The 22,171-nt window shown below is 35.6% G+C and carries 18 protein-coding genes; 13 read left to right on the forward strand and 5 right to left on the reverse strand.

What is annotated here, in order from left to right; genetic code table 11:
- Positions 1 to 593: 593 nt before the first annotated feature.
- The 6 genes from ACP6PM_RS29070 (at position 594) to ACP6PM_RS29095 (ending at position 7,918) form a co-directional block, all read left to right on the forward strand.
- Positions 594 to 1,148, forward strand: a complete 555-nt coding sequence (locus ACP6PM_RS29070; protein ID WP_426590367.1) for a TRAP transporter small permease subunit — start codon at positions 594 to 596, stop codon at positions 1,146 to 1,148.
- Positions 1,132 to 2,475 (forward strand): TRAP transporter large permease, encoded by a 1,344-nt coding sequence (locus ACP6PM_RS29075; protein ID WP_426590368.1) that lies wholly within the window; start codon positions 1,132 to 1,134, stop codon positions 2,473 to 2,475. The genes ACP6PM_RS29070 and ACP6PM_RS29075 overlap by 17 nt, the downstream gene beginning before the upstream one ends.
- A 651-nt stretch (positions 2,476 to 3,126) precedes the next feature.
- Positions 3,127 to 3,264, forward strand: coding sequence for a hypothetical protein (locus ACP6PM_RS29080; protein ID WP_426590369.1), 138 nt, complete (start codon positions 3,127 to 3,129; stop codon positions 3,262 to 3,264).
- Positions 3,265 to 3,975: 711 nt separating this feature from the next.
- Positions 3,976 to 4,170, forward strand: a complete 195-nt coding sequence (locus ACP6PM_RS29085) for a hypothetical protein (protein ID WP_293092636.1) — start codon at positions 3,976 to 3,978, stop codon at positions 4,168 to 4,170.
- Positions 4,171 to 4,970: 800 nt separating this feature from the next.
- A complete protein-coding gene (locus ACP6PM_RS29090) occupies positions 4,971 to 6,128 on the forward strand; it encodes a cupin domain-containing protein (RefSeq protein ID WP_426590370.1) in 1,158 nt (385 codons plus the stop codon).
- A gap of 782 nt (positions 6,129 to 6,910) precedes the next feature.
- Positions 6,911 to 7,918 (forward strand): sucrase ferredoxin, encoded by a 1,008-nt coding sequence (locus tag ACP6PM_RS29095; protein WP_426590371.1) that lies wholly within the window; start codon positions 6,911 to 6,913, stop codon positions 7,916 to 7,918.
- Positions 7,919 to 8,443: 525 nt separating this feature from the next.
- On the opposite strand, the gene ACP6PM_RS29100 is transcribed toward ACP6PM_RS29095, so the two are convergent.
- From ACP6PM_RS29100 to ACP6PM_RS29115, 4 genes are all read right to left on the reverse strand, one after another.
- Positions 8,444 to 8,896, reverse strand: a complete 453-nt coding sequence (locus ACP6PM_RS29100) for a GNAT family N-acetyltransferase (protein ID WP_426590372.1) — start codon at positions 8,894 to 8,896, stop codon at positions 8,444 to 8,446.
- A 252-nt stretch (positions 8,897 to 9,148) separates the two neighbouring features.
- Positions 9,149 to 9,871, reverse strand: a complete 723-nt coding sequence (locus tag ACP6PM_RS29105; protein ID WP_426590373.1) for a GUN4 N-terminal ARM-like repeat domain-containing protein — start codon at positions 9,869 to 9,871, stop codon at positions 9,149 to 9,151.
- Positions 9,872 to 9,921: 50 nt separating this feature from the next.
- Positions 9,922 to 10,428 (reverse strand): adenylyltransferase/cytidyltransferase family protein, encoded by a 507-nt coding sequence (locus ACP6PM_RS29110; protein WP_426590374.1) that lies wholly within the window; start codon positions 10,426 to 10,428, stop codon positions 9,922 to 9,924.
- Positions 10,429 to 10,441: 13 nt separating this feature from the next.
- Positions 10,442 to 11,122, reverse strand: coding sequence for a response regulator transcription factor (locus ACP6PM_RS29115; RefSeq protein ID WP_426590375.1), 681 nt, complete (start codon positions 11,120 to 11,122; stop codon positions 10,442 to 10,444).
- 792 nt (positions 11,123 to 11,914) lie between these two features.
- Here ACP6PM_RS29115 and hpsJ-B point away from each other — a divergent pair.
- The 7 genes from hpsJ-B to ACP6PM_RS29150 all read left to right on the forward strand — a co-directional run bounded on the left by hpsJ-B (position 11,915) and on the right by ACP6PM_RS29150 (position 20,187).
- The gene (gene hpsJ-B / locus ACP6PM_RS29120) at positions 11,915 to 12,754 is read left to right on the forward strand and encodes a hormogonium polysaccharide biosynthesis protein HpsJ (RefSeq protein ID WP_426590376.1); all 840 of its coding nucleotides are present in this window, start codon (positions 11,915 to 11,917) and stop codon (positions 12,752 to 12,754) included.
- A gap of 226 nt (positions 12,755 to 12,980) precedes the next feature.
- Positions 12,981 to 13,859, forward strand: a complete 879-nt coding sequence (locus tag ACP6PM_RS29125; protein ID WP_293101099.1) for a glycosyltransferase family 2 protein — start codon at positions 12,981 to 12,983, stop codon at positions 13,857 to 13,859.
- Between the two features lie 703 nt (positions 13,860 to 14,562).
- Entirely contained in the window at positions 14,563 to 16,470 is a 1,908-nt protein-coding gene (dxs, locus tag ACP6PM_RS29130; protein WP_426590377.1) for a 1-deoxy-D-xylulose-5-phosphate synthase, read from the forward strand.
- A 161-nt stretch (positions 16,471 to 16,631) separates the two neighbouring features.
- A complete protein-coding gene (locus tag ACP6PM_RS29135) occupies positions 16,632 to 17,240 on the forward strand; it encodes a TauD/TfdA dioxygenase family protein (RefSeq protein WP_426590378.1) in 609 nt (202 codons plus the stop codon).
- Positions 17,191 to 17,463 (forward strand): TauD/TfdA dioxygenase family protein, encoded by a 273-nt coding sequence (locus ACP6PM_RS29140; RefSeq protein WP_426590379.1) that lies wholly within the window; start codon positions 17,191 to 17,193, stop codon positions 17,461 to 17,463. The genes ACP6PM_RS29135 and ACP6PM_RS29140 overlap by 50 nt, the downstream gene beginning before the upstream one ends.
- Before the next feature lie 77 nt (positions 17,464 to 17,540).
- Complete coding sequence (locus tag ACP6PM_RS29145) at positions 17,541 to 18,719, forward strand: citrate/2-methylcitrate synthase (RefSeq protein WP_426590380.1); 1,179 nt, start codon at positions 17,541 to 17,543, stop codon at positions 18,717 to 18,719.
- 22 nt (positions 18,720 to 18,741) lie between these two features.
- Positions 18,742 to 20,187 (forward strand): MFS transporter, encoded by a 1,446-nt coding sequence (locus ACP6PM_RS29150; protein WP_426590381.1) that lies wholly within the window; start codon positions 18,742 to 18,744, stop codon positions 20,185 to 20,187.
- A 362-nt stretch (positions 20,188 to 20,549) separates the two neighbouring features.
- Here the strand turns inward: ACP6PM_RS29150 and ACP6PM_RS29155 are convergent, their stop codons facing one another.
- Complete coding sequence (locus ACP6PM_RS29155; protein WP_426590382.1) at positions 20,550 to 21,353, reverse strand: thermonuclease family protein; 804 nt, start codon at positions 21,351 to 21,353, stop codon at positions 20,550 to 20,552.
- Positions 21,354 to 22,171: the final 818 nt, after the last annotated feature.

A 22,171-nucleotide genomic window follows, 5' to 3' on the forward strand; every position in this document is an offset into this window, starting at 1 on the left:
TTGAGGTTTTTGTCTCTCTCACCTGCGCATTTACTAATCTAGCAACTCTACCTTGAAGTGTCAACCCCTTTTCTCCACTTTTTTCTCAAAACAGGATTTTCATGTTGGTAGGTAACGTCTATATGTATTACCTAGCAAGGTTTTGATGAATTAGAAATTTATAAAAAAAAATTGGCAGCCAGAAAAATCATTCAACAAGATGTCCCTTTTTTATTTAAGGTTTTGGATATATATTTTTAGATCCTTATGCTCCATAGGGTATTCTGATTAGAGACGATTATGATATTCCGAAGACTTAGGAGTTAGGTTTTCTTCTTTATTTATATTTTATATATAGAACCTAACTACAATGCCGAAACTCTTTCGACTCCTATAGTTACTTCAAGGACTTTATTTAACTGTTATTATTCTTGCTTGGCCAGCTTATGTATACTATCAAATTGCTAGTAGAAGGGTAATATTAACTGGCATTCATCCTGACGTTTCCTTTAAAGGATATGCCAGGTATTCTGCCAACGTTTTGATAAAATTAACTAACTGAAGCTAAATCAAATGTCCATAGCCTTAATTTTCAACCCACAGGAGGAGAAATATTGCAAATACTCCTACGTTTGTCTCGAATGATCGATCGCTTGAATGAGCTAATTGGACGTTTAACTTATTGGTTAGTTATACTAATGGTCTTAGTTGGTGTTTGGAATGTGATTGGACGCTATCTGGGTAGGAGCATTGGTCAAAACTTAACTTCCAACGCTTTTATAGAAATTCAGTGGTATATTTTTGACCTAGTTTTTCTCCTAGGTGGAGCTTATTCTCTAAAACATAATGAACACGTCCGTGTTGACATTTTTTATACTAAGTGGAGTCCCAAAAGAAAAGCTCTAGCTAACCTAATTGGTGCAATATTCTTCTTAATCCCCTTCAGCATTATTGTAGTGATAGTTTCCTGGGGTGCTGTTTTAAATTCCTGGGCTATCCTTGAAACTTCTCCTGACCCTGGTGGATTACCTCGTTACCCAATCAAAACAATGATTATAGTTAGCTTCATATTATTATTTCTTCAAGGAATTTCTGAAGCAATTAAAAATTTTGCGGTCTTTACAGGTAAATTAGCTCCTTATAAGAAGTCTCATGAGTCTGAGTTTTGAATCTGAATTTCTAGGTCCATCAATGTTTGCAGGAGCATTGGTGTTACTTTCCTTTGGTTATCCTGTAGCTTTTTCCCTAGGTGGAGTAGCAATAATCTTTGGTTTAATAGGTATTGGTTTAGGAGTTTTTGACCCTATATTTCTCACTGCAATGCCTCAAAGAATTTTTGGCATTATGGCTAACTATACTTTGTTGGCTATACCTTACTTTATTTTTATGGGGGCAATGTTGGAAAAATCTGGCATTGCAGAACAACTGTTGGAAACGATGGGAATATTGTTTGGTAGAGTTAGGGGTGGTTTAGCTCTGGCAGTTGTTATTGTAGGCGCTCTTTTAGCTGCTACTACTGGTGTCGTTGCTGCTACGGTAGTGGCAATGGGGTTGATTTCTTTACCTATTATGTTACGGTATGGATATAATAAAGAGTTGGCTACTGGTGTAATTGTGGCATCGGGGACTTTAGGTCAGATTATTCCCCCTAGTGTGGTTTTGGTAGTATTGGCAGACCAACTGGGAATTTCTGTTGGCGATCTGTTTATTGGTTCTATTTTGCCTGGTCTAATAATGGCGGGAACTTTTGCTCTTCATGTTTTGATTGTTTCTTTTATACGACCAGACTTAGCTCCAGCTTTACCAGCAGAGGTACGAGAAATTGGAGGGAAAAGTCTAGGGCTAAGGGTGCTAACTGTAATGATTCCACCATTGCTCTTAATTTTATTGGTTTTGGGTAGTATATTTTTTGGTATTGCTACACCTACAGAAGCAGGTGCTGTGGGATGTGTGGGGGCGATCGCTCTTGCTATTGTTAAAGGTAAATTTAGTTGGACTTCCTTAAGAAATGTATGTGATGTGACTCTCCGCACAACTACTATGGTGATGTTTATACTTTTGGGTTCAACTGCTTTTAGTTTGGTTTTTCGGGGGGTGGAAGGCGATCGCTTTATGTTTGATTTACTTTCTAATCTTCCTGGTGGTACGACTGGTTTTTTAGTTGTCAGTATGGCAATAGTATTTTTTCTTGGTTTTTTTATTGACTTTTTTGAGATTGCTTTTATTGTTGTACCTTTATTTGTGCCTGTTGCCCAACAACTTGGTATTGATTTAGTTTGGTATGGTGTGATTTTGGGGGCTAATCTTCAAGCATCTTTTTTAACGCCTCCCTTTGGTTTTGCCCTGTTTTACTTGCGGGGTGTAGCACCTTCAGAAATTACTACTGGTCAAATATATAGAGGCGCTATTCAGTTTATTCTACTTCAGTTATTGGTTTTAGTGCTGATTATTACTTTTCCTGGCATTGTTAATTTTCTACCCTCATTGAGTGGATAAAGGTTTTATCCCAAAATCTTGATAAATTATCATACAGCATATTTTGGACTAATTATGTACAAGTCTGAATGGTAAAATTTTTGTTGTAGTGCAGGGATCTTGCCCGCTAGTCGTTTTCCTCATAACAACGGGAAGTTCTGTATGTAATAATTTATATAAAATATATACCAATTCTCTAAAACTTTACCAAGTTTAACTCCATTGTTAAATATAGCAATCCCCTGTATATTTGTGTATAAAAATCTTACGGCTTTTAGGGAACAGGTAACAGGCAACAGGCAACAGGTGGGAGTTTCAGTTTTTTTATCTACTTTTTGATTACCCGCAACCCATGCGCGGATTGCTATATCTATAACGTAAGTACCAAAACCACCTCAATAATAGAAGTTTCAGAAAATGCTCCTACACTAGAATGCTTTAGTAGTTAAGGAAGACCTTGATTTAGCAATATAGAAATATTAAATATGAGGGTTTTCTCTAATTTTCCTATTTTTATCATTCATTTTTCATTATAACTATACTTGATTGTAATTTAATATCTAAGACAGTATGCAAAAAAGTAAAAATTTTTCTCATGTCTGATAACTAGACCTCTCCAAAATAAAAATAAAGGTAAAATTGAGTAGCTAACTATATATACGATTTATGTAAATGAATCAAGTATTAGACCATATTTATAACTATCCAAAAAAAACAAAGAAAATTATTGGTATTACAGATAAACAACTAATAAAATCAATAGAAAATACTCAAAAAATTGAAGCACAAAAAACAAGCGAACCAAAGTAGAGGAAAAAGATTAATTAAACCAGGAGGTGGGAGAAAAAAATAGTAACTCTCAAAAAGTAATTATAACAATATGTGGCTTAGTCAGACTAAGAATAGGAACATTAACTTGAGAATGAAATCTAAATAATAGAATCAAAAAAAAGAAAGAAAGATGTAATAAGAGATTGACGTATTACCAATAAATACCTCAAAGACTTACAATGGTGTACAACATGCCAAAAATGCTTGAAAATTATAAAGAAACTAAGGTCAAGCAACATAAAGACTTTGGCAATTTTTGGAGATGTCTGCTAGTGGTCTATCAAGATAAAAATCGTGGATAGTTTAACTCTGAAAGTAAGTGTTTATAGGGAATATGGAAGTAGATAACACACAAAATAAAAATTGACGCTCCACTAGATATTTGACAAATACATTGTTTTGAATGAGAATAAGTATGACTTTAAGTCTTGATTTAAGTATGATTGATATTTGTGTTTTTTTTAGTCTCTACTACTAACTTATAATTATAACCAAATTTAGTAGCAAAAATAGGTAAAACTTAGTATTAGGTATTTTGACTAACTCTTGGGTAGAAGCTATACGCTCCCAAATAATTAAAAATTTTTCTCAACTATTGCATAAATCAAGGAGTTTAATATATACTAATTCTTAACTTCACCTTATAGGAAGTTATTGAAGGCAAATCTAGTTCAACTCGGAGATATTAGTATGTCAAAAGAATTTGATGTTCAGCAAGCTCGGCCTAGTAAAATTCAGGTAGAGGTAAAAGATATTCTACAAAATTCACTAGGCAAAAACTGGGAAACAGGATTAAATTTTGACTCAGATGGTGGCGACCGCAACTTTGACTCAGATGGTGGCGATCGTCACTTTGACTCAGATGGTGGCGATCGTCATCACTAATGGTTAAACATTTAAGTGTTTAAATATTTCTCTTAAATGTTTAAGGGGTTAAGAGTTACCTATTATTCCTATCTTAACTAACCATGTAAGTCTGAACAGGTGACAATTGAAAAATATCATGGTAAAAGCTTTACCCCTTTATTTATAAGCAGTTACAGAGAATTAATTATAGAGATATTTTGCGGAAATCCTCATTTAATAAGGATCGAATTTGTCAATAATTTTGTTCAAGTTCTTAAATATACTCACATAAAAATATCAGAATATAAAACTCTAAGTAATTAGATAAAAGTAATAATAGTAGTAGTGTTGAGATTTATTTAAGGCAAGAGACAAAAACTGAAAATAATTACTTGCTTATGGATATAAAGTATTTCCGTTAATTGAAGTATCTTTTAATATAATAAAATTAAGAATTCCTGAATAAACCCACCTATAAAATAATTTTGATAGAGAAGGTAAGTTGAACAATTAATAATTAATAATTACCTCTTCTTATAAACAAGAGGATGAGGCTAAAAGTACTTTTTTTCTTCTCTTGGTCAATTGGATATGGAGTTTCGCGGAGCGACTTGAATTGGGTTAGCGTTAGCGAAGCTCCTCTCTCTGCAAGAGGCAGCTCCTCTGCATTCTTCGGGAAACGTCGCCATCCCTCGACCGCTTTTTCTCCATGAATGGAGAGTCTTTATACCTTAATGTTTCGGTAAAGATAAGCTTTTTAAGTTTCTAATGTCCTAGAAAGAACTTTTAACTTAACTATATCTATCAATATCAAAAATTAATAGAAAAAATTCTCGATTATGTTATGTCTAACACATCTAATACAACCATTAAAGCAAGAAGAATTTCTAAAAAATAACTGGACTAGGAAAGCGATCGCCATATCTAGTAAAGGACAGAAAAATTTTACAGACCTATTTTCATGGGACAAACTCAACCATCTATTGAACTTTCATCAAATAGAATATCCCGATTTGCGCCTTGCATTTGATGGAAAAGTTCTGGAGGCAAAGGAAAATAGAAATCTTACCCAATGGTGTCAGAAAGGTGCAACCTTAATTATAGACCAAATCCATAAAAGGGTTCCAGAAGTTTCTCTATTTGCTTCAAAACTTAGCTATGAGTTAGGATACCCAACTCAAGTCAATGCTTATTGTTCTTGGTCTAATAAAAAAGGATTTTCTAAGCACTACGATACTCACGATGTATTTATTTTGCAAGTAGAAGGAAGTAAGCAATGGTATGTCTATACTGACACGTTCAAATATCCATTACCAAACCAAAAATCATCTTCTTTTGCACCACCGGAAGAAGAAGCATATTTGAGTTGTATTTTACATCCAGGAGATGTGCTTTATATACCTAGGGGACATTGGCATTATGCAGTGACTCAAGAAGAACCATCTATTCATCTTACTTTAGGTATTCACTCTCGAACAAGTGTCGATTTATTGGAATGGTTAATTGGTCAATTACAATACAGAGAAGAGTGGAGAAAAGGTCTACCTTTAAGAATAGATGAGACTTCTTTTAATGTCAGTGTAGAAAATTTAATTCAAGACTTAAAAGAGTATATCAATAATCACAATATTAGCGAAGAATATAATAACTACTTGGATGGTTTAGGAAAACCTGTTGAGCAATATAATTTACCATATCAAGCTGGATTTAATATTTTTGATCGTGGTGTTGAAACTAAGTTTAAAGTTTCTCAGTTTCAACGTTTAAAAATTTTACAAATGCCTGATGATGATGGATATAAAATTTTAGTTTCTGGTAAAGAAGTATCTATTCGAGGAGTGCCAGAATCTTTAGTAAAAAATTTATTTAGTCGAGAAACATTTACTGGAAAAGATGTCATAAATTTGCTGCCGGACTATGACTGGGAGATAGATATTATGCCTATGTTATCAAAGCTAGTTAGTGAAAGAGTTATTTTTGTAGAATCAGGGGCTTAAATATGAAGAGATTTTTTTGCCAGTGATGTTTATTAAGTGAGGTGAATATTATGAATATAAAACTCTAGTTTCCACTAAATAATTATATATTCGAGCAGTGGTAGAAGCTCTAGTTCAAACTTATTTCTTATTTGGTATAAAAACATTTACTGGAAAAGATGTCATAAATTTGCTGCTAGACTATGACTAAGAAATAGATATTATGCCTATGTTATCAAAGTTAGTCATTGAAAGAGTTATCTTTGTAGAATCAGAGCTTTAAGTATGAAGAGATTTTTTGGCAGTGATGTTTATTAAGGAGGTGAATATTATGAATATAAAACTCTAGTTTCCACTAAATAATTATATATTCGAGGATTTTCATAATATCTATTTAAAACTTATTTAGTCGGGAAACATTTACTGGAAAAGATGTCATAAATTTGCTGCCGGAGCATGACTGGGAAATAGATATTATACCCATGTTATTGAAGTTAGTTAATTAAAGAGTTATTTTTTGAGAATCAGGAGTTTAACCATGAATACATTTTTTTGTGCTGATGTTTATGAAGAAGATGAATATGATGAATATAAAATTCTAGTTTCTGGTAAAGAAGTATCTATTACAGGAGTGGCAAAATATCTATAATCTAGTTAAAAACTTGTTTAGTCGAGAAAAATTTACTGGATTAAAGATGTAATAAACTGCCTACCTTTACTATGACTTGTAAACAAACATTATGTCAATGTTATTCAAGTTAGTTAATAAATTTTTTTTTGTACAATCAATATGGAGCTTAAACATGAATACATTTTTTTGTGCTGATGCTTGCCGAAAAGCAGATGAAGATATTATTGGAAGTGGTACGAATTATTCAGTCTATATTTTGATAGAGTGTCCTTACCCTTGGGAATATAATGCTTTTGAATCTCGTTTTCTTCCAAAAAATTTAGAAGTTTTGATGGCAGCAGTCAAGAGAGACAATTTATCTCTCAGATTTTTACTGATTACTCAAAATCAAAATTACAGACAAAATAACAGAAAGATTTTAATCTATGAAAAACAGCAATACTCATTTATCAATGGTTATAAAAAATATGAGTTTGACGTAGACCATCCTGAAAAAATAGCTCCAATTATTCAAAAATATTTAGCGGGGGATAATTTAGATACTAAGACTCAAAATCCTCAAACAAGAGATATATTAGTTTGTACTCATGGTAGCCATGATAAGTGTTGTGCTAAATATGGTAATCCGTTTTATACGGAAGCTAAAAAAACTATTTCTCAATTAGGTTTAAAAAATACAAGAATTTGGAAAGCAAGTCATTTTGGTGGTCATAGATTTGCACCTACTATAATTGACTTTCCTGATGGTAGATATTATGGCTTGCTTAATCAAGAATCTTTTCAAGCAATTTTGCTAAGAACTGAAAATATTGAATTATTAAACCGAGTGTATCGAGGTTGGGGAATTTTACCAACTTGCATTCAAGTCTTGGAAAGAGAACTTATCTTCCGCCACGGTTGGGAATGGTTTGAGTATAAAATTAACCTTTTAAATTTGGATATAAATTCCGATAAAACATTAATTAAAACTCAATTAGGTGTGCTTAAACCAGATGGTTATCAATATATTTGTCAATCTAAATTAGTTAAGGATGAAACGAAAACTATCCACCTTCAAGGTTCTTGTGATGCTTCTAAACAGTCAGAATTTATCAAGTATTCTGTCAACCATCTTAGCTTCAAAATTGAGAATAAAACTTCTGAAAAAATGTTGATAAATTCTCATAAGAAGGTAAGTTGAAGGTAAGCATTCAGCTATTAGCATTCAACTTTATTCTGCGGAATAGTACCCAAACAGCTTTTGAAATAACTAAGCAATGACTAAGGTTAGCTGATCGCCTTCTTCTTTCCTGCTGAATGGTGCGCAAACATAACTTTTAATTCTTGGAGACTAATTCCTCCTGAGAAGATAATGAGTTAACAACTTATAGCTGATAGCTGACGGCTGAATGTTTACATTTGAAGAACATAAATTGATTTAGTATTTCTCAAAACTAAAATGGATGACGAATCCCTCTCAAACCTATATTTTTGAGAAAATTTATAATCATTGATATAGCAATCCGCGCATAGGTTGCGGGTAATCAAAAAGTAGATAAAAAACTGAAACTCCCACCTGTTCCCTATTCCCTGTTCACTGTTCCCTAAAAGCAGTAATATTTTTATACACAAATATACAGGGGATTGCTATATGAGAGATTACTATCAAAAATTTTAGTTGCTTCTGGTTGCTAATTTTCCAAGTTTTTTTGAATTAAAGCTCTACCTATAAATTCTTAGAATAAGGTAAGTTAAGGAGCATAAATTGGTGGGGTATTCCTAAAAATTCAAATGGCTGACCAGTGTCTCTAAAACCGATTTTTTCATAAAATTTAGAAGAATTAATACGAGACATAACTCTCAAAGATGTTAGCTGTTTCTGCTTAGCAATTTCAATAATTTTTTGAATTAAAGCTGTACCTACTCCCTGAAATTGAAATTCAGGTAAAACAGCAAGATATGCAATACTTCCTATGGCTGTCGATAATTCCCGCAGTCTAGCTGAACCAATAATTTGTTCCTCACAAACAGCAATAAAATGTAGAGCATAATCATCATAGTCATCTTTTTCTGTTCCTCTTTCCATATCTATCGGTTTTCTTAACACTAACCAACGTTGATAATACATTTCCTCTTTTTCTGGTTGGCTTTGAATTAAGCAAATCTTAAATACTGGCATTTTTAAATCGTAATTAATTAGAGGTAATTCCTATTTTTATTTATGGCTTGCGGAAGAAAACTAAAACCATTAGCAACCTAGATTAGCAAGAATTATTCAACATTGAACAACATTGAATAAATGGAGGAAATCAACTTTTATAGTATCAAAACTAATGGCATAGATAGAAGATAAAATAGAAAAGCAATGGAGTTAAACAATAGTCAAACTCTTCCCTACCTTCAACCCTAATTATGAGTTTTTCAGTAAACCCTACTTAGACCAAGCAGGATGAGATAACAAAGAAGAAAACATACGCACCCCACGCAGTAAATTAGATAGAGGTAGATGACCTTGCGGCGCAGTCAAATTCCAGGTAAATTCATTAGGATATCTTGTCCAAGTATTACCATTTTTCCAGCCTATTTTTGGTAGTAACTTATCCCAGTTCTTGCCTACTCCTAGCCAAATTTCTCTCTGTACAGAATAGCCAAATTTTCCTTCTGAATAAACTAACCACATAGTATTAATAGTTTGCATATCTGGAATGGGAATACTATCTACCTCTGAAAAATAAAGCCACTTTCTTTGTGTTGCTGCTTCTCCTGCTAACTCACACAATTTTTGCATAGTTAATTTATCAGCTTCTAAAAAATCTTGATGAGCTAATTTTATTTGTAAGTGACTATAATCAATATTAGATTCTGAATTGATTGGCACAACTCCTAGGGGAAAATGTTTCTGTATAAATTCATCAACTTTCGATGAATTTACTTGACGCAAAACTTGATAGATTTTTCCCTCAACTACAGTAGGTGAATCTGATTTTTTGTTTTGCAAAAATTCCATGAGAATATCTAAACCCTGCCCTCCTGTTTCTGCCAAACTAGGAATTACCTGTAACTGTTTTTTTTCAGAACCAGATTCTAATTGAGATTGCAGTTCAGATATATTCAATGAAGCGTTTTCTGTAGAATTAATCTTTGATTCTGTCATAAAATTATTGTGTATTTCAATGCTTGGAATGAATTGAGAATTATAATTATTTATTGATGGTGTAAAATACGATTAATAATTGCAGTAGTAGAAGTCGGAACTTCTATTTGAACTAAAGAGATTTTACCACCATAACCTTTAACTTTTGGAGCTTCAGGCAATGTTTCAATAGAATAATCCCCACCCTTAACATAAATATTAGGTTTAAGTCGTTCTATGATATTAGTAGCAGTAGCTTCATTAAAAATTACTACTCCATCAACTGGTTTCAAAGCAGCTAAAACTTCAGCCCGTTGGACTTCCGGTACAATTGGTCGCATAGGATATCCCTCTTCTTGGGGCTTAATATTTTGAACCGATCGATCGCTATTTAATCCTACTACGAGCGATCGCCCCAGAGACTTAGCTGCCCATAAATAACGAATATGTCCAGCATGAACTAAGTCAAAGCACCCATTTGTAAATACTAAAGGTCGCCAAAAAGTTGGTTGAGAATTAATTAGCTGTTCTAATTCGGTCAAATTATAGAGGCCAGAAATTAGTTTTTGGGAGTCCATTTTTTAATATTCATCAGTTTTCTTCAGTAGGTGGTTTATATCCATGTTCAAAAGCATAACGAACCAACTGGGAGCGATTTTCTAAATTTAGCTTTCTCATTATTTTACTCAAATGAGTTTGTACAGTTCGGGGGCTAATAAACAAGCGCTCGCTAATCTGCTTATTTGTCAACCCCTGAGTAACTTCCCAAAATACCCTTTCTTCTGCTGGAGTTAGAGGTAGTGATTCTGGAGCTGCTAATGGTTGTATTTTTGTCATATACTTTTCAGTCAGCCGCTTCATTTCCAAAGAAATACGACTAGAACGAGCTAATTGAGCCTCTATTTTTGCTACTAACTCCCGCATTTCAAAAGGCTTATTGATATAATCATCTGCTCCCATAGATAAGCCTATAATTCTGTCTTCTAATTCTCCCTTACTTGACAGAAATATAAAAGGTATTAACTGACCTAAATTACTAGCTCGTAAACGTTGACAAAATTCTAAACCATCCATTTGAGGCATCATTATATCCGAAATAATTAAATCCGGCTCTTGTTGTTCCAGTATTGATAGTGCATCTAAAGCAGAATTTGCATCTGTTACTTCATATCCTTGAAATTCCAGATGTCGCTTGAGAAGAATTCTCAAGTTATCTTCATCATCTACAATTAATATTTTTTTATTTTGATAATTTTCTAAGTTTTCTTTCACTACTTGAATCCTCCCTACTTGCCCGTTATCATTAATAATATAATATAATATTAATAATATTGTTTATATTTACAGGACTTAAGTATACCAAATACAGAAACTAAGTTTTTTTGCGTAGATTTCTATTGTTTAAACCAAGGATTTCTCGTAGCAAAAGGGTTTCGCGCCTGTAAGTCTTATATTTATTCAGATTTACATCTATGATTTGGCTTTAAATATGACAATTGCAACTTTGATTACCATTAACTTTTTGGTTTAATTTATTTCATTTATTCTGGTTTTTAGTAATTTTTGGCAAAAATAAATATTCTTTTTGATGTTTTTTTTAAATCTTACTTAACTTATTTGAATTTTAGTAAATATTAGTCTGAAAAAGTCAAAATGATAGGGTTAAACAAGAAAAAACATTAAACTGTTAAAATAGTATAATCAATCAACAATCAGCAGATTTGTGAAGAACAGGTTTAACTTACGTCTATTATAGGCTAGCATTGTACGATAGATAGTTCTGTTCCATAAATTTAAAAAAAATAGTAAATAGGACTTCGCACGCGAAACTCAATTGCCAGGAAAAATCGTTGGTTTGAACAATCGACATCTAGGAAAAAACAAAATTTCTGGATTTGGGTGCGTAAGTCCTGAGTAAAGGCAAAAAGGCTGATGGACTATGGTTAAACTCTGTCATAATTGTAAAAACAGACTGCTATTTTGAGATAGAGAAAATATATTTCCACCATCAGCAACAGAGTGCATCCTCAACATTTCAGACTCACTATGTCCAGTCAACTATAAATGAGAACTCAGCAAAATCCCATGAAAGCAACAAATATCCGTTCATATTCCTCCATAGCTGCTAGGACTCTGACAATAGTAGGAGTAGTTATGATTTTGTCCTCTATACTTGACTTTATAGTCTTATCAATTCCATTTAACATAGGCAATAGAACATGGCAAATCAATTTAGCAACCCAAATAGTCGATCGGGGGATCATTCCTATGGTAGGAATGGCCTTATTATTCACAGGCTACTGGATCAGCAGTAATTCTGGCCTTCAGGATACTTCAAAACCTTCGATATTAGATTTGAGATTTTGGGCACTTTTACTAGCTAGCTTATTAGGACTGGTATATCTATTACTATTTCCTGTACATTTAAATAATACGAGTCAAGCCAGGGCTGAGGCCATTGAACGCATAGATCGGCAAGCAAGTCAAGCAGAAACACAACTAGAAGCTCGTATAGGTAGCAGCGACTTTAAAAATCAGATCCAGCAAAGGCGAAGTCAATTAAAAAATCAAATTACTAATTTACTAGCAGATGAAACTAGATTAAATGCAGCATTAGAAAATGAACAATTACCAAGCCAAGTAAAAACTTTACTGGAACAGTCAAAAGATAATCCTCAAGCTATCGATCAATTTCTCAATCGTCAAGCAGAACAATTACCAGATCAGCTTTTAACTAGAATTCGTAGTCGTAAGCAAGAACTAGAAGAACAAGCTAATAGAAATTCTTTTAAATCTAGTCTGAGAACAGGTCTGAGCAGCTTACTTTTAGCAGTAGGCTATATTCTGATTGGTTGGACAGGATTAAAAAATTTAGACAAGATTAAAAAATTTGGGAATTATTAAAGGTAAAGGATGTAGCCAACATCCCGCTAGATAATTGCAAAGTAATATCTCACAATAGAGATGACTTTAATAATTAGGGAGGGTAGTAAGAGCAAATTAATATTAGTGAAAGAGAAAGTGTAAACTTAAATCTCATGCTCAATACCCTCCCAATTGGATATCTATTTAATTTAATTTAATTATCCAATTTAATCTTTATCAAAGAGCAATTACAAAAATTCATCGAATGTTCTCAATTTATATACTGACTTACAATGAAGAAATAGATATCGCTGCTTGTATTGAGTCAGCAATGCTGTCAGATGACATTATAATAGTTGATTCCTTTAGTAGCGATCGGACTATAGAAATAGCTCAATCTTATCCTGTAAGAATAGTCCAACACAAATTTGAAAGCCATGGACGACAGCGAACATGGATGTTACAAGAACTTCCTACTAAATATGAGTGGGTTTACATCCTAGAGGCAGATGAGCGGATGACCCCCGAATTATTTAACGAATGCCTAGAAGCGATTCAAAGAAAAGAATACATTGGGTATTACGTTGCAGAACGAGTGTTATTTATGGGAACTTGGATTCGTCGCAGCACCCAATACCCCCGCTACCAGATGCGCCTCTTTTCCAAAGATAAAGTTTGGTTTAGTGATTATGGTCACACAGAACGAGAAGTTTGCGATGGTCCCACAAGTTTTTTGCAAGAAACTTATCCCCATTATACCTGTAGTAAAGGTATTTCCCGTTGGATACAAAAGCACAACCGATATTCTACAGATGAAGCTGCCGAAACAGTTAAACAACTAGAAACAGGAAGCATCTCTTGGAAAAACCTATTTTTTGGTGGTTCGGAAGTAGAGAGAAGACGAGCGCTGAAAGACTTTTCCCTACGCTTACCATTCAGACCAATAGTTCGCTTCATATATATGTATATTTTTCTTAGAGGATGTCTTGATGGCCAAGCAGGATTAGCTTGGTGTACCTTGCAAGCTTTCTACGAATATCTCATACTAATTAAAGTCTGGGAAATGAAAAATATGCCTGTACCATCATTAACTTCAGCTACCGATCCTAATTCGCCCAAATTAGAAATAGAAGCACAAGGGTGAAATATAACTTAATAATCGGAGCAACTGCTAAATAATATAGTAGTTGAGTTGTTGGGTTGAAATATACGTTTACAAGTAGCTTCACCAACAAAAGTCGATAGACAGTTATTAATTTGTTAACAAAAGCCAACAAATACTAATAATTACTATTGAAAAAGGAGCAGGTTAAGATGAAAAGCTAGGCTACTAAATAGTCTCTATCCTGATTGTTTCCCTCTAGGCTGGTTAAGCTAATTACTCCTATTTTTTCCAATGCCGATAAAAAGGGAAAAAAAGAAAAGTATCTGTGAGAAAATCTAGCAGATTATGGGGAGATATTCTTTTAGAAAGTAATCCTATCTGTACATTATTAACAAATAGCAAAATTGTATTAGCTGATTCATAGCTGAAAAAAAGTACAGTTCATTAATGGATAATGGATAATTACCTCTGGTTAAAACCGTAGGGGAATTGAATATAAGGAAATATTATTTCTTGTCTTGGTCGATTGGATATGGTTAGGCAACCCATCCATCCCATCCTACGGAAAGCTCCGCAATTCAAGTCGGCGAGCAGCCGAAACGACGGCTTTTTCCCCTTGACAAAGGAGGCTTTTAACCTGAATTATTTAATTAATAATTATTCGGTAAGTTCCAAGTTAATCATCAAAAATACTCCCAGCTACAACCGCAAATCTACATCATAAATCTGAGTAAATTAAAATATGCATCTAAGCGAAATTACTCATCCTAATCAGTTACATGGTCTTTCAATTCATCAACTAGAAGAAATTGCTAGACAAATACGAGAGAAACATCTAGAAACAGTCGCCACAAGTGGAGGCCATCTAGGTCCAGGGTTAGGAGTTGTAGAACTTACATTGGGTCTCTACCAAACCCTCAATCTAGATCGCGACAAAGTTATTTGGGATGTAGGTCACCAAGCTTATCCCCACAAAATTATCACAGGTCGATATAACAATTTCCATACCTTGCGACAAAAAGATGGGGTTGCAGGTTATTTAAAACGTTGTGAAAATAAATTCGACCATTTTGGAGCTGGTCATGCTTCTACCAGTATCTCTGCTGGTTTAGGGATGGCCTTAGCTAGAGATCTGAAGGGAGATAACTTTAAAGTAGTTTCCATTATTGGGGATGGTGCTTTAACTGGTGGTATGGCTTTAGAAGCTATTAACCATGCAGGTCACTTACCCAAAACTAATATAGTGGTTGTGCTCAACGATAACGAGATGTCCATCTCTCCTAATGTAGGTGCGATTTCTCGCTATCTCAACAAAATGCGTTTATCCCCACCGATGCAGTTTCTTCAGGATAACCTGGAAGAACAATTTAAACATATTCCTTTTGTTGGAGAAACCTTTACACCAGAAATGGAACGCCTCAAAGAAGGAATGAAACGTTTGGCAGTGTCAAAAGTGGGGGCTGTAATTGAAGAATTGGGCTTTACCTACATGGGTCCTGTTGATGGGCATAATTTAGAAGAGCTAATTACAACTTTCCAACAAGCACATAAAATTCCTGGACCAGTGTTGGTTCATGTGGCCACAACTAAAGGTAAAGGATACTCAGTTGCTGAAGAGGATAAAGTTGGCTATCATGCTCAAAATCCGTTCAATTTGGCTACCGGTAAAGCTGTACCAGCAAGTAAGCCAAAGCCTCCTAAATACTCTAAAGTTTTTGCCCATACTTTGGTGAAACTTGCGGAAAATAACCCCAAAATTATTGGTATTACTGCTGCTATGGCAACTGGCACAGGTTTAGATAAACTTCATGCCAAACTACCAAAACAATATATAGATGTTGGTATTGCTGAACAACACGCTGTAACTTTGGCAGCAGGTTTAGCTTGTGAAGGAATGCGACCTGTGGCTGGTATTTACTCGACTTTCTTGCAACGAGCTTACGACCAAATTATCCATGATGTCTGTATTCAGAAGTTACCTGTTTTCTTCTGTTTAGATCGTGCTGGAATTGTGGGTGCAGATGGTCCAACTCACCAGGGAATGTATGATATTGCCTATTTACGTTGTATCCCAAATATGGTAATCATGGCGCCTAAAGATGAGGGTGAGTTACAACGGATGGTGGTGACTGGTATTGAATATACGGATGGAGCGATCGCGATGCGTTATCCTCGCGGTAATGGTTATGGTGTGCCTCTGATGGAAGAGGGTTGGGAAGCTATTCCTATTGGTAAGGGTGAAATTCTGCGGAATGGTGATGATGTGCTGATATTGGGTTATGGGTCTATGGTACATCCGGCTATGCAAACTGCGGAAATTCTGAGTGAGCATGGTGTTAGTGCTACTGTGGTAAATGCTCGTTTTGTGAAACCTTTGGATACGGAATTAATTCTGCCTTTGGCACAACGTATTGGTCAAGTTGTGACTATGGAGGAAGGCTGTTTGATGGGTGGTTTTGGTTCGGCAGTTACGGAAGCATTGATGGATAATAATGTGCTTGTACCTGTGTTACGTTTGGGTGTACCGGATAAGTTGGTGGATCATGCTAAACCTGATGAGTCGAAGGCTGATTTAGGTTTGACTCCTTCTCAGATGGCAGAACGTATTTTGCAGAGTTTGAAGCCTAAGTTATCGACTGTTAACGTTTAATATTTTTGTTGGAAGTTTTTAAATAGACTTCTGGTGAAAAGTTAATTTAGGGAGGTTTCATGGAATCTCCCTACAATTTTTTCTCTACAAGGCTTATTTGCTGTCTTATTTAATTTTTATTCTTAAGTAGAAAAAGCAAAATTTATCCAAAAGGGGAAATAATGGACAACCAGGTACACCGCAACTATAGCTACATTAAAGTGCATCCGATCGCAGGTGCAATTGGGGCTGAGATCCAAGGGGTGAATCTGGCAGAACCCCTCAAAGGTGAAGTCGTTGAGGAGATTCGCCTTGCCTTTTTGGATCACTTAGCGATCTTTTTCACTAATCAAGAACTCACCCCTCACCAACAGCTTGCCTTCGCCCAGAAGTTTGGTAAGGTAATGGAGTACCCACTGCTTCAGGGATTGCCTGAATGTCCGCAGATCACACCTGTAGTGAAGTTGGAGCATGAGCGGGCGAACTTTGGGGGTCTGTGGCATTCCGATACTACCTATCTAGAGCGTCCACCGATGGGGAGTATCCTCTACGCTGTTGAGGTTCCGCCATACGGTGGCGACACTCTTTTTGCCAACCAGTATATGACTTACGAAACCCTATCGGAAGGTCTGAAGGAGACCCTGGAAGGACTCGTAGGCATCAATACCTCGTCGAAAGCCCACGCCTTTCTAAGCAATGCTAGTCTTGTAGCAGGAGGTGATAGTCGGCACCCATCCAGTAGTGCGCACGCACCCAGAGACTGGGAGGAAGGCGCTTTACGTCAACATTAATCATACAAAGCACTTTCAGGGGTGGACAGTTCCCGAAAGCCAACCTCTGCTAGACTATCTCTTCCAGCATCAAGTCAGACCGGAGTTCACCTGTCGCTTTCGCTGGCAGCATGGTTCCCTCGCCTTCTGGGATAATCGCTGCACTCAGCATAATCCGGTGAATGACTATCATGGGTTCAAACGTATCATGCATCGCGTTACATTGGCTGGGGACAAGCCGTAGTGAATGCTGAGAATGTATTCGGAGATTTATTCAAGGTTATTTAGACGTAGCAACTAATTAGAAGGAAGTATTCTAACATGGAATATCGATATCACGGTACAGATATAGACGGACCTACTCTCAATCCAGAGGAACTGTACGTTCGGAATAGGAATCTGAACGATCTAATTGGTAATTTGACATTTACTGGGGCTATTTATCACTTATTGATGGGTAAAGAGGCGACTCCATCCCAAGAACAACTTCTCGATCGCTTTCTTTCCAGTGCGCTATCTTCTTTAACAGAGGAGGATACAGCTATAGAAGTGATGAAAACTGTAGTCGCTTCGGGTGCAACCTATTCTCAGGCAATTATTGCAGGGTTAATGGTTGACAAAACGGAATCATTTGCACAGACGGTCGCTGAGTTTGACCTGGAGGCAATAGGATTGGATCGAGACAGTCAAATTGGATTATATTATGTTGGTCTAATTCCTTCTTTAATGGTTATTGCTCTCGAAAGTATTCAGTGGGTTAAGGAAGATAAGGAAAAATTTTTTGACAGTCAAAAATTTGATGGGAAAAGAGTTTTGACTGAGGGGAAAGACTATATTGAATCTATATTTACGCTTTGTACTAACAGAAATTTTAGTGACTCAACTGAGAGAAAAATATTCAACGATATTATGGTTAGCTTGCACGCTGGTTGGGGGTTTCTGGCTCCCTCAGTCATGTTGCCCAGGGTTGCTACCAGTACGAGAGTTCCTATCCAACAAGCGATCGCAGCAGGTTTTACAGCAGCAGGACCATCTCACGTGGGAGCTTGCGAAAAAGCAATGGAGTTCTTTACTGCTGTTCACAAACGCTGTTCGGGAGATATAGAAGCAGTAACGATCGAGATATTGGAAGATCGCCTCGCTAAAAAGGAGAAGATCCACGGTTTTGGACACCCAATGTTTAAGGTAGATTCAAGAAACCCTCGTTTACGGTCAATTATATCGGAGATGGATATGCAATCGGACTTTATTAAAATTTATGATATTACGGCAGAGTTTTTGAACGAGAAACTGGGAATTTCTCCAAACATTGATAGCATTAGCGCTGCTGTATTTTTGTCTCTGGGAATGAGACCTCCCTATGGAACAGGACTATTCCTCTGTTCGCGGACTTCGGCAATGGTTGCTCATATTCTGGAACAAAAAGATAAACCTCCTTTTGGTGCCACCAGTCAGGAGATTCGCAAATGGTTTGGTCCTTTTGCTATTGGGGTCAAGTAAAAATTAATAGATTTTAGAACAGATGAAAAGTGCAGAAGGTAGTAAAATAGAGGTTTATAGACAGTGGTGGCTCCTATTGGCGGTCAGTTTAGGAACGTTTTTGTTTTCGCTAGATGTTCATGTTGTCAATTTGGCTTTGCCAAGATTGGTAGAGGAATTGCATAGCGATTTTGCGACGGTTGAGTGGGTGCCTCTAAGTTATTCTCTTGTGTTGGCGGTTTTGGTGCTTTGTGTGGCTCGCTTGGGGGACTTATGGAGCAAGAAATGGCTCTATATCATCGGACTTACAGTATTTACCATCAGTTCATTGGTCTGTGGAATTGCTCCGACAATTAACTTATTGATTGCAGCACGGATATTTCAGGGATTTGGGGCTGTGTTTATTGCAGTCCTAGGGCCTGCGATCGCAACTGAAGGGTTTCCTGATGCCAAGCGAGGACTTGCCCTGGGGATTATTACTAGCACTGGTTGGGCGGGAGTTTCATTGGGACCAACGGTAGGAGGAGTGCTTCTAGAGAATTTGGGTTGGCGTTCAGTTTTCTTTGTTAATGTGCCAATTTGTTGTATTGGCATAGTGTTAGCGATGCTGACAATTCCCAGGGGTAGTAGGAATAAAGAACGAAAAGATTTTGATTTTTGGGGAGCATTGATTTTAGGGATAACGTTAACTTGTTTTTTATTGGGGATGACACGGATACAAGGAGAGGATTTAGATAGTAAGATTACTTGGGTTTTATTGGGGATTTCGGTAATTGGTTGCGTTGTTTTTTTGTGGTCTCAGAAACAATCAGATCGACCATTATTGAACTTGAGTTTATTTAGATCGGTGGAATTGAGTTTGAGTCTACTGCTAAGTTCAATTTCTTATGCTTTCTGCACTGGTGTGATTTTCATTATGCCCTTTTTTCTGGTACTGGTTAAGCATTATTCTGAACAAAAAGTAGGATTATTGATAGCGGTGCTGCCTATATTAGCAATTTGTGTAGGTGCTGTAGCTGGATACCTGGCAGATCGTTTTGGTGAAAGAAGTATTAGTACAATCGGAATGGTATTATTATTGATTGGCTGTTTGATGATCGCTACATTTAGCGAAGAGTTGACGGTTCAGGGTTATGTATTGCGGGTTATCCCCTATGGAATTGGTTTCGGTTTGTTTCAACCTCCTAACCAAAGTGCGATTATGGGTAGTGTACCTCCACAATATCTCAGTGTTGCATCTGGACTTTGGTTCTTTTCACGAGCTTTTGGTCAGGTGATGGGTATAACGTTGATAGGTATTCTGTTTTCGCGCTTAAGTGCTAGTCAACTCCCGGTAGATATCCCATTTTCTGCTACAACAGCGCCAGTTGAGGCTTTGGTGTTTGGCGAACAAGCAAGTTTTCGCATTATATCTATTCTTCTTGTGGTGGGGGTAGTTATATCTGGATTCCTCTGGCAGCGACAAAATAGGAATCCTACTTATCTGTAGTCTGCTGAATGCTAAAAGCTATAGTCATTTTATAGCGGTTTTCACAAAGATAGACTACAAAATTTCTGCCTTCTGCCCTCAGCAGAAATGCTTTTAAGTCAAAATCTCTGTATTCTATGTTAATGAAAAGCGCTATAAATAAGAATGAGACATTTTTTTAGCTGAAACCCTTTGAAAATAAGAAATATTTGTCTCAATCTAAACTGAAATGACTACAATAGTTAGTTAATATTTTTGTGGGACATTCTAGAATAAATTTTTTTGTAAAATAAATGTAGAGACTTTCTATGGAAGGTCTCTACACTTCATAAAAAGCTATTATTTTTCAATGATTAAGATATTGAAAAAAACTAATTTAATTATTATGGAAATAAATTATTCAGTTCTTCTTTGCATTTATCCTCAAATTCAGGTTGAGTAATTATACCATTTTTTAGGTCTGCAAAAATAGTTGATAAAATCTCACTTTGCTGCTGTAACTTTGACTCAAATTTACTTTCAAATTCAACTTCAGTAATTGTATCTTCTTTTAATTCTTTACTGATATCTTTGAGAAACTTTTTTTGTTTGTTTTTTAGCGAACGAAATACCCAAGGTGCAATAAATTCTGATTGAAGTTCTTGCCATATTCCCCGCTGGTTTATTTCAGCATCAGCTTCTGCCAAAAACAACAGAATTGCAATTTCTCTAGGACATTCACTAATATAATCATAATAAATTCGAGCTAAACCTTCCTGTACTAAAATGTGCTGAACAAAAGCACCATCTAGTAAATAAACTTCACCGAAACAACGAGGCGATCGCCCTGGTCGTTTTTCTTCTCCAGTAACTTTAACTTTAACTCGATCGCCACTTTTTTCAACTAATTCTTGGAGTCTATCTTTGCCTTTTTCTCCCCATTCAAATTGACTACGATAGAGTTGATTTTCATATTTACGATTCATTTTTTCTACTTGTGAATCTCCCCATCCTTTAGGAGTTTCTGGAGTATCAATATAAACGAAACGGACTGTCATTTCTGCATCAGAATCATTAGCAACAACATCAAAGGTATCGGCATCTGATACTTTCTTAACCGTGTAAGTTTTAAGAGAATCAAAATATGATGGAGGAGGTAGTTTAACCTGACCTAGGTGAGTTAAAATATTGTTGATTATTTCTTTCATCAATAATTATAAATTGCTAGCTATCTATTAATAATATCAGATCCGGATGGACAGTTTTCATTAATGGATAATGGATAATGGATAATGGATAATTACCTCTCCCTTTTAGGGAGAGGATTGACCAACGCCGAAAAAATTTATTTCTCAAGGGGAGATTGGATATGGCGAGGTCTCCTCGCCATCCCATCCTGACGGACTGCTCAAACGACTGCTTTTTCCCCTTGAAAGGGGAGGCTTTAAACCTGAATTATCTAATTATTTAATTGTTTAATTGTTTAATTGCTTCGGTAAATAATTAGGGAGAAGTCAGGAGTCAGGAGGAAGAAGAGGAGGAAAAAGTTTTTTATAACTAATTAAGCGGAGATGATATAATACTATTCCCACTATTTTTGGAACCCTTATATTCAGGTAATAGAACTGTTGGGAAATCCCCAAAAATCATCCTTTGTGGGATAGACTCATCTTTGAGCGACAGGACTTACGCTCAAAAAATTGGGCGTTGCATAATCTAGATATGAATTATAAATATTTACCCTCTTTAACTACTTGTTCCTGTTTCTATTGAGAACGAACTACTCTCTAAGTACGAAAATCATCCCCGTGCTTTAGCAACACCAAAAATTGTATTGTAGTTAAAACATACAAGTATAAATCATTTTTTCAATAATCACGACTTATCCAAAAAAGATAGAATTATACACCATTTGTAGGGGTTAACAGCCGTTAATCCCTACTATATGTGATTGTTACTTGAATTTTTCTTAATCAATAACCAAATAAACTAGGTATTTGCAGTTAAGATGTAATCAGATTTTCCC

The sequence above is a fragment of the Dapis brunnea BLCC-M229 genome (assembly GCF_050015995.1).
Classification (GTDB): Bacteria; Cyanobacteriota; Cyanobacteriia; order Cyanobacteriales; family Microcoleaceae; genus Trichodesmium.

What these genes read in the sequence shown, in the direction of transcription:
- ACP6PM_RS29075 (WP_426590368.1), top strand. Translation starts at nt 1,132, where the DNA reads ATGAGTCTGAGTTTTGAATCTGAATTTCTAGGTCCATCAATGTTTGCA.
- ACP6PM_RS29080 (WP_426590369.1), top strand. Translation starts at nt 3,127, where the DNA reads ATGAATCAAGTATTAGACCATATTTATAACTATCCAAAAAAAACAAAG.
- ACP6PM_RS29085 (WP_293092636.1), top strand. Translation starts at nt 3,976, where the DNA reads ATGTCAAAAGAATTTGATGTTCAGCAAGCTCGGCCTAGTAAAATTCAG.
- ACP6PM_RS29090 (WP_426590370.1), top strand. Translation starts at nt 4,971, where the DNA reads ATGTTATGTCTAACACATCTAATACAACCATTAAAGCAAGAAGAATTT.
- ACP6PM_RS29095 (WP_426590371.1), top strand. Translation starts at nt 6,911, where the DNA reads ATGAATACATTTTTTTGTGCTGATGCTTGCCGAAAAGCAGATGAAGAT.
- ACP6PM_RS29100 (WP_426590372.1), bottom strand. Translation starts at nt 8,896, where the DNA reads ATGCCAGTATTTAAGATTTGCTTAATTCAAAGCCAACCAGAAAAAGAG.
- ACP6PM_RS29105 (WP_426590373.1), bottom strand. Translation starts at nt 9,871, where the DNA reads ATGACAGAATCAAAGATTAATTCTACAGAAAACGCTTCATTGAATATA.
- ACP6PM_RS29110 (WP_426590374.1), bottom strand. Translation starts at nt 10,428, where the DNA reads ATGGACTCCCAAAAACTAATTTCTGGCCTCTATAATTTGACCGAATTA.
- hpsJ-B (WP_426590376.1), top strand. Translation starts at nt 11,915, where the DNA reads ATGAGAACTCAGCAAAATCCCATGAAAGCAACAAATATCCGTTCATAT.
- ACP6PM_RS29125 (WP_293101099.1), top strand. Translation starts at nt 12,981, where the DNA reads ATGTTCTCAATTTATATACTGACTTACAATGAAGAAATAGATATCGCT.
- dxs (WP_426590377.1), top strand. Translation starts at nt 14,563, where the DNA reads ATGCATCTAAGCGAAATTACTCATCCTAATCAGTTACATGGTCTTTCA.
- ACP6PM_RS29135 (WP_426590378.1), top strand. Translation starts at nt 16,632, where the DNA reads ATGGACAACCAGGTACACCGCAACTATAGCTACATTAAAGTGCATCCG.
- ACP6PM_RS29145 (WP_426590380.1), top strand. Translation starts at nt 17,541, where the DNA reads ATGGAATATCGATATCACGGTACAGATATAGACGGACCTACTCTCAAT.
- ACP6PM_RS29150 (WP_426590381.1), top strand. Translation starts at nt 18,742, where the DNA reads ATGAAAAGTGCAGAAGGTAGTAAAATAGAGGTTTATAGACAGTGGTGG.
- ACP6PM_RS29155 (WP_426590382.1), bottom strand. Translation starts at nt 21,353, where the DNA reads ATGAAAGAAATAATCAACAATATTTTAACTCACCTAGGTCAGGTTAAA.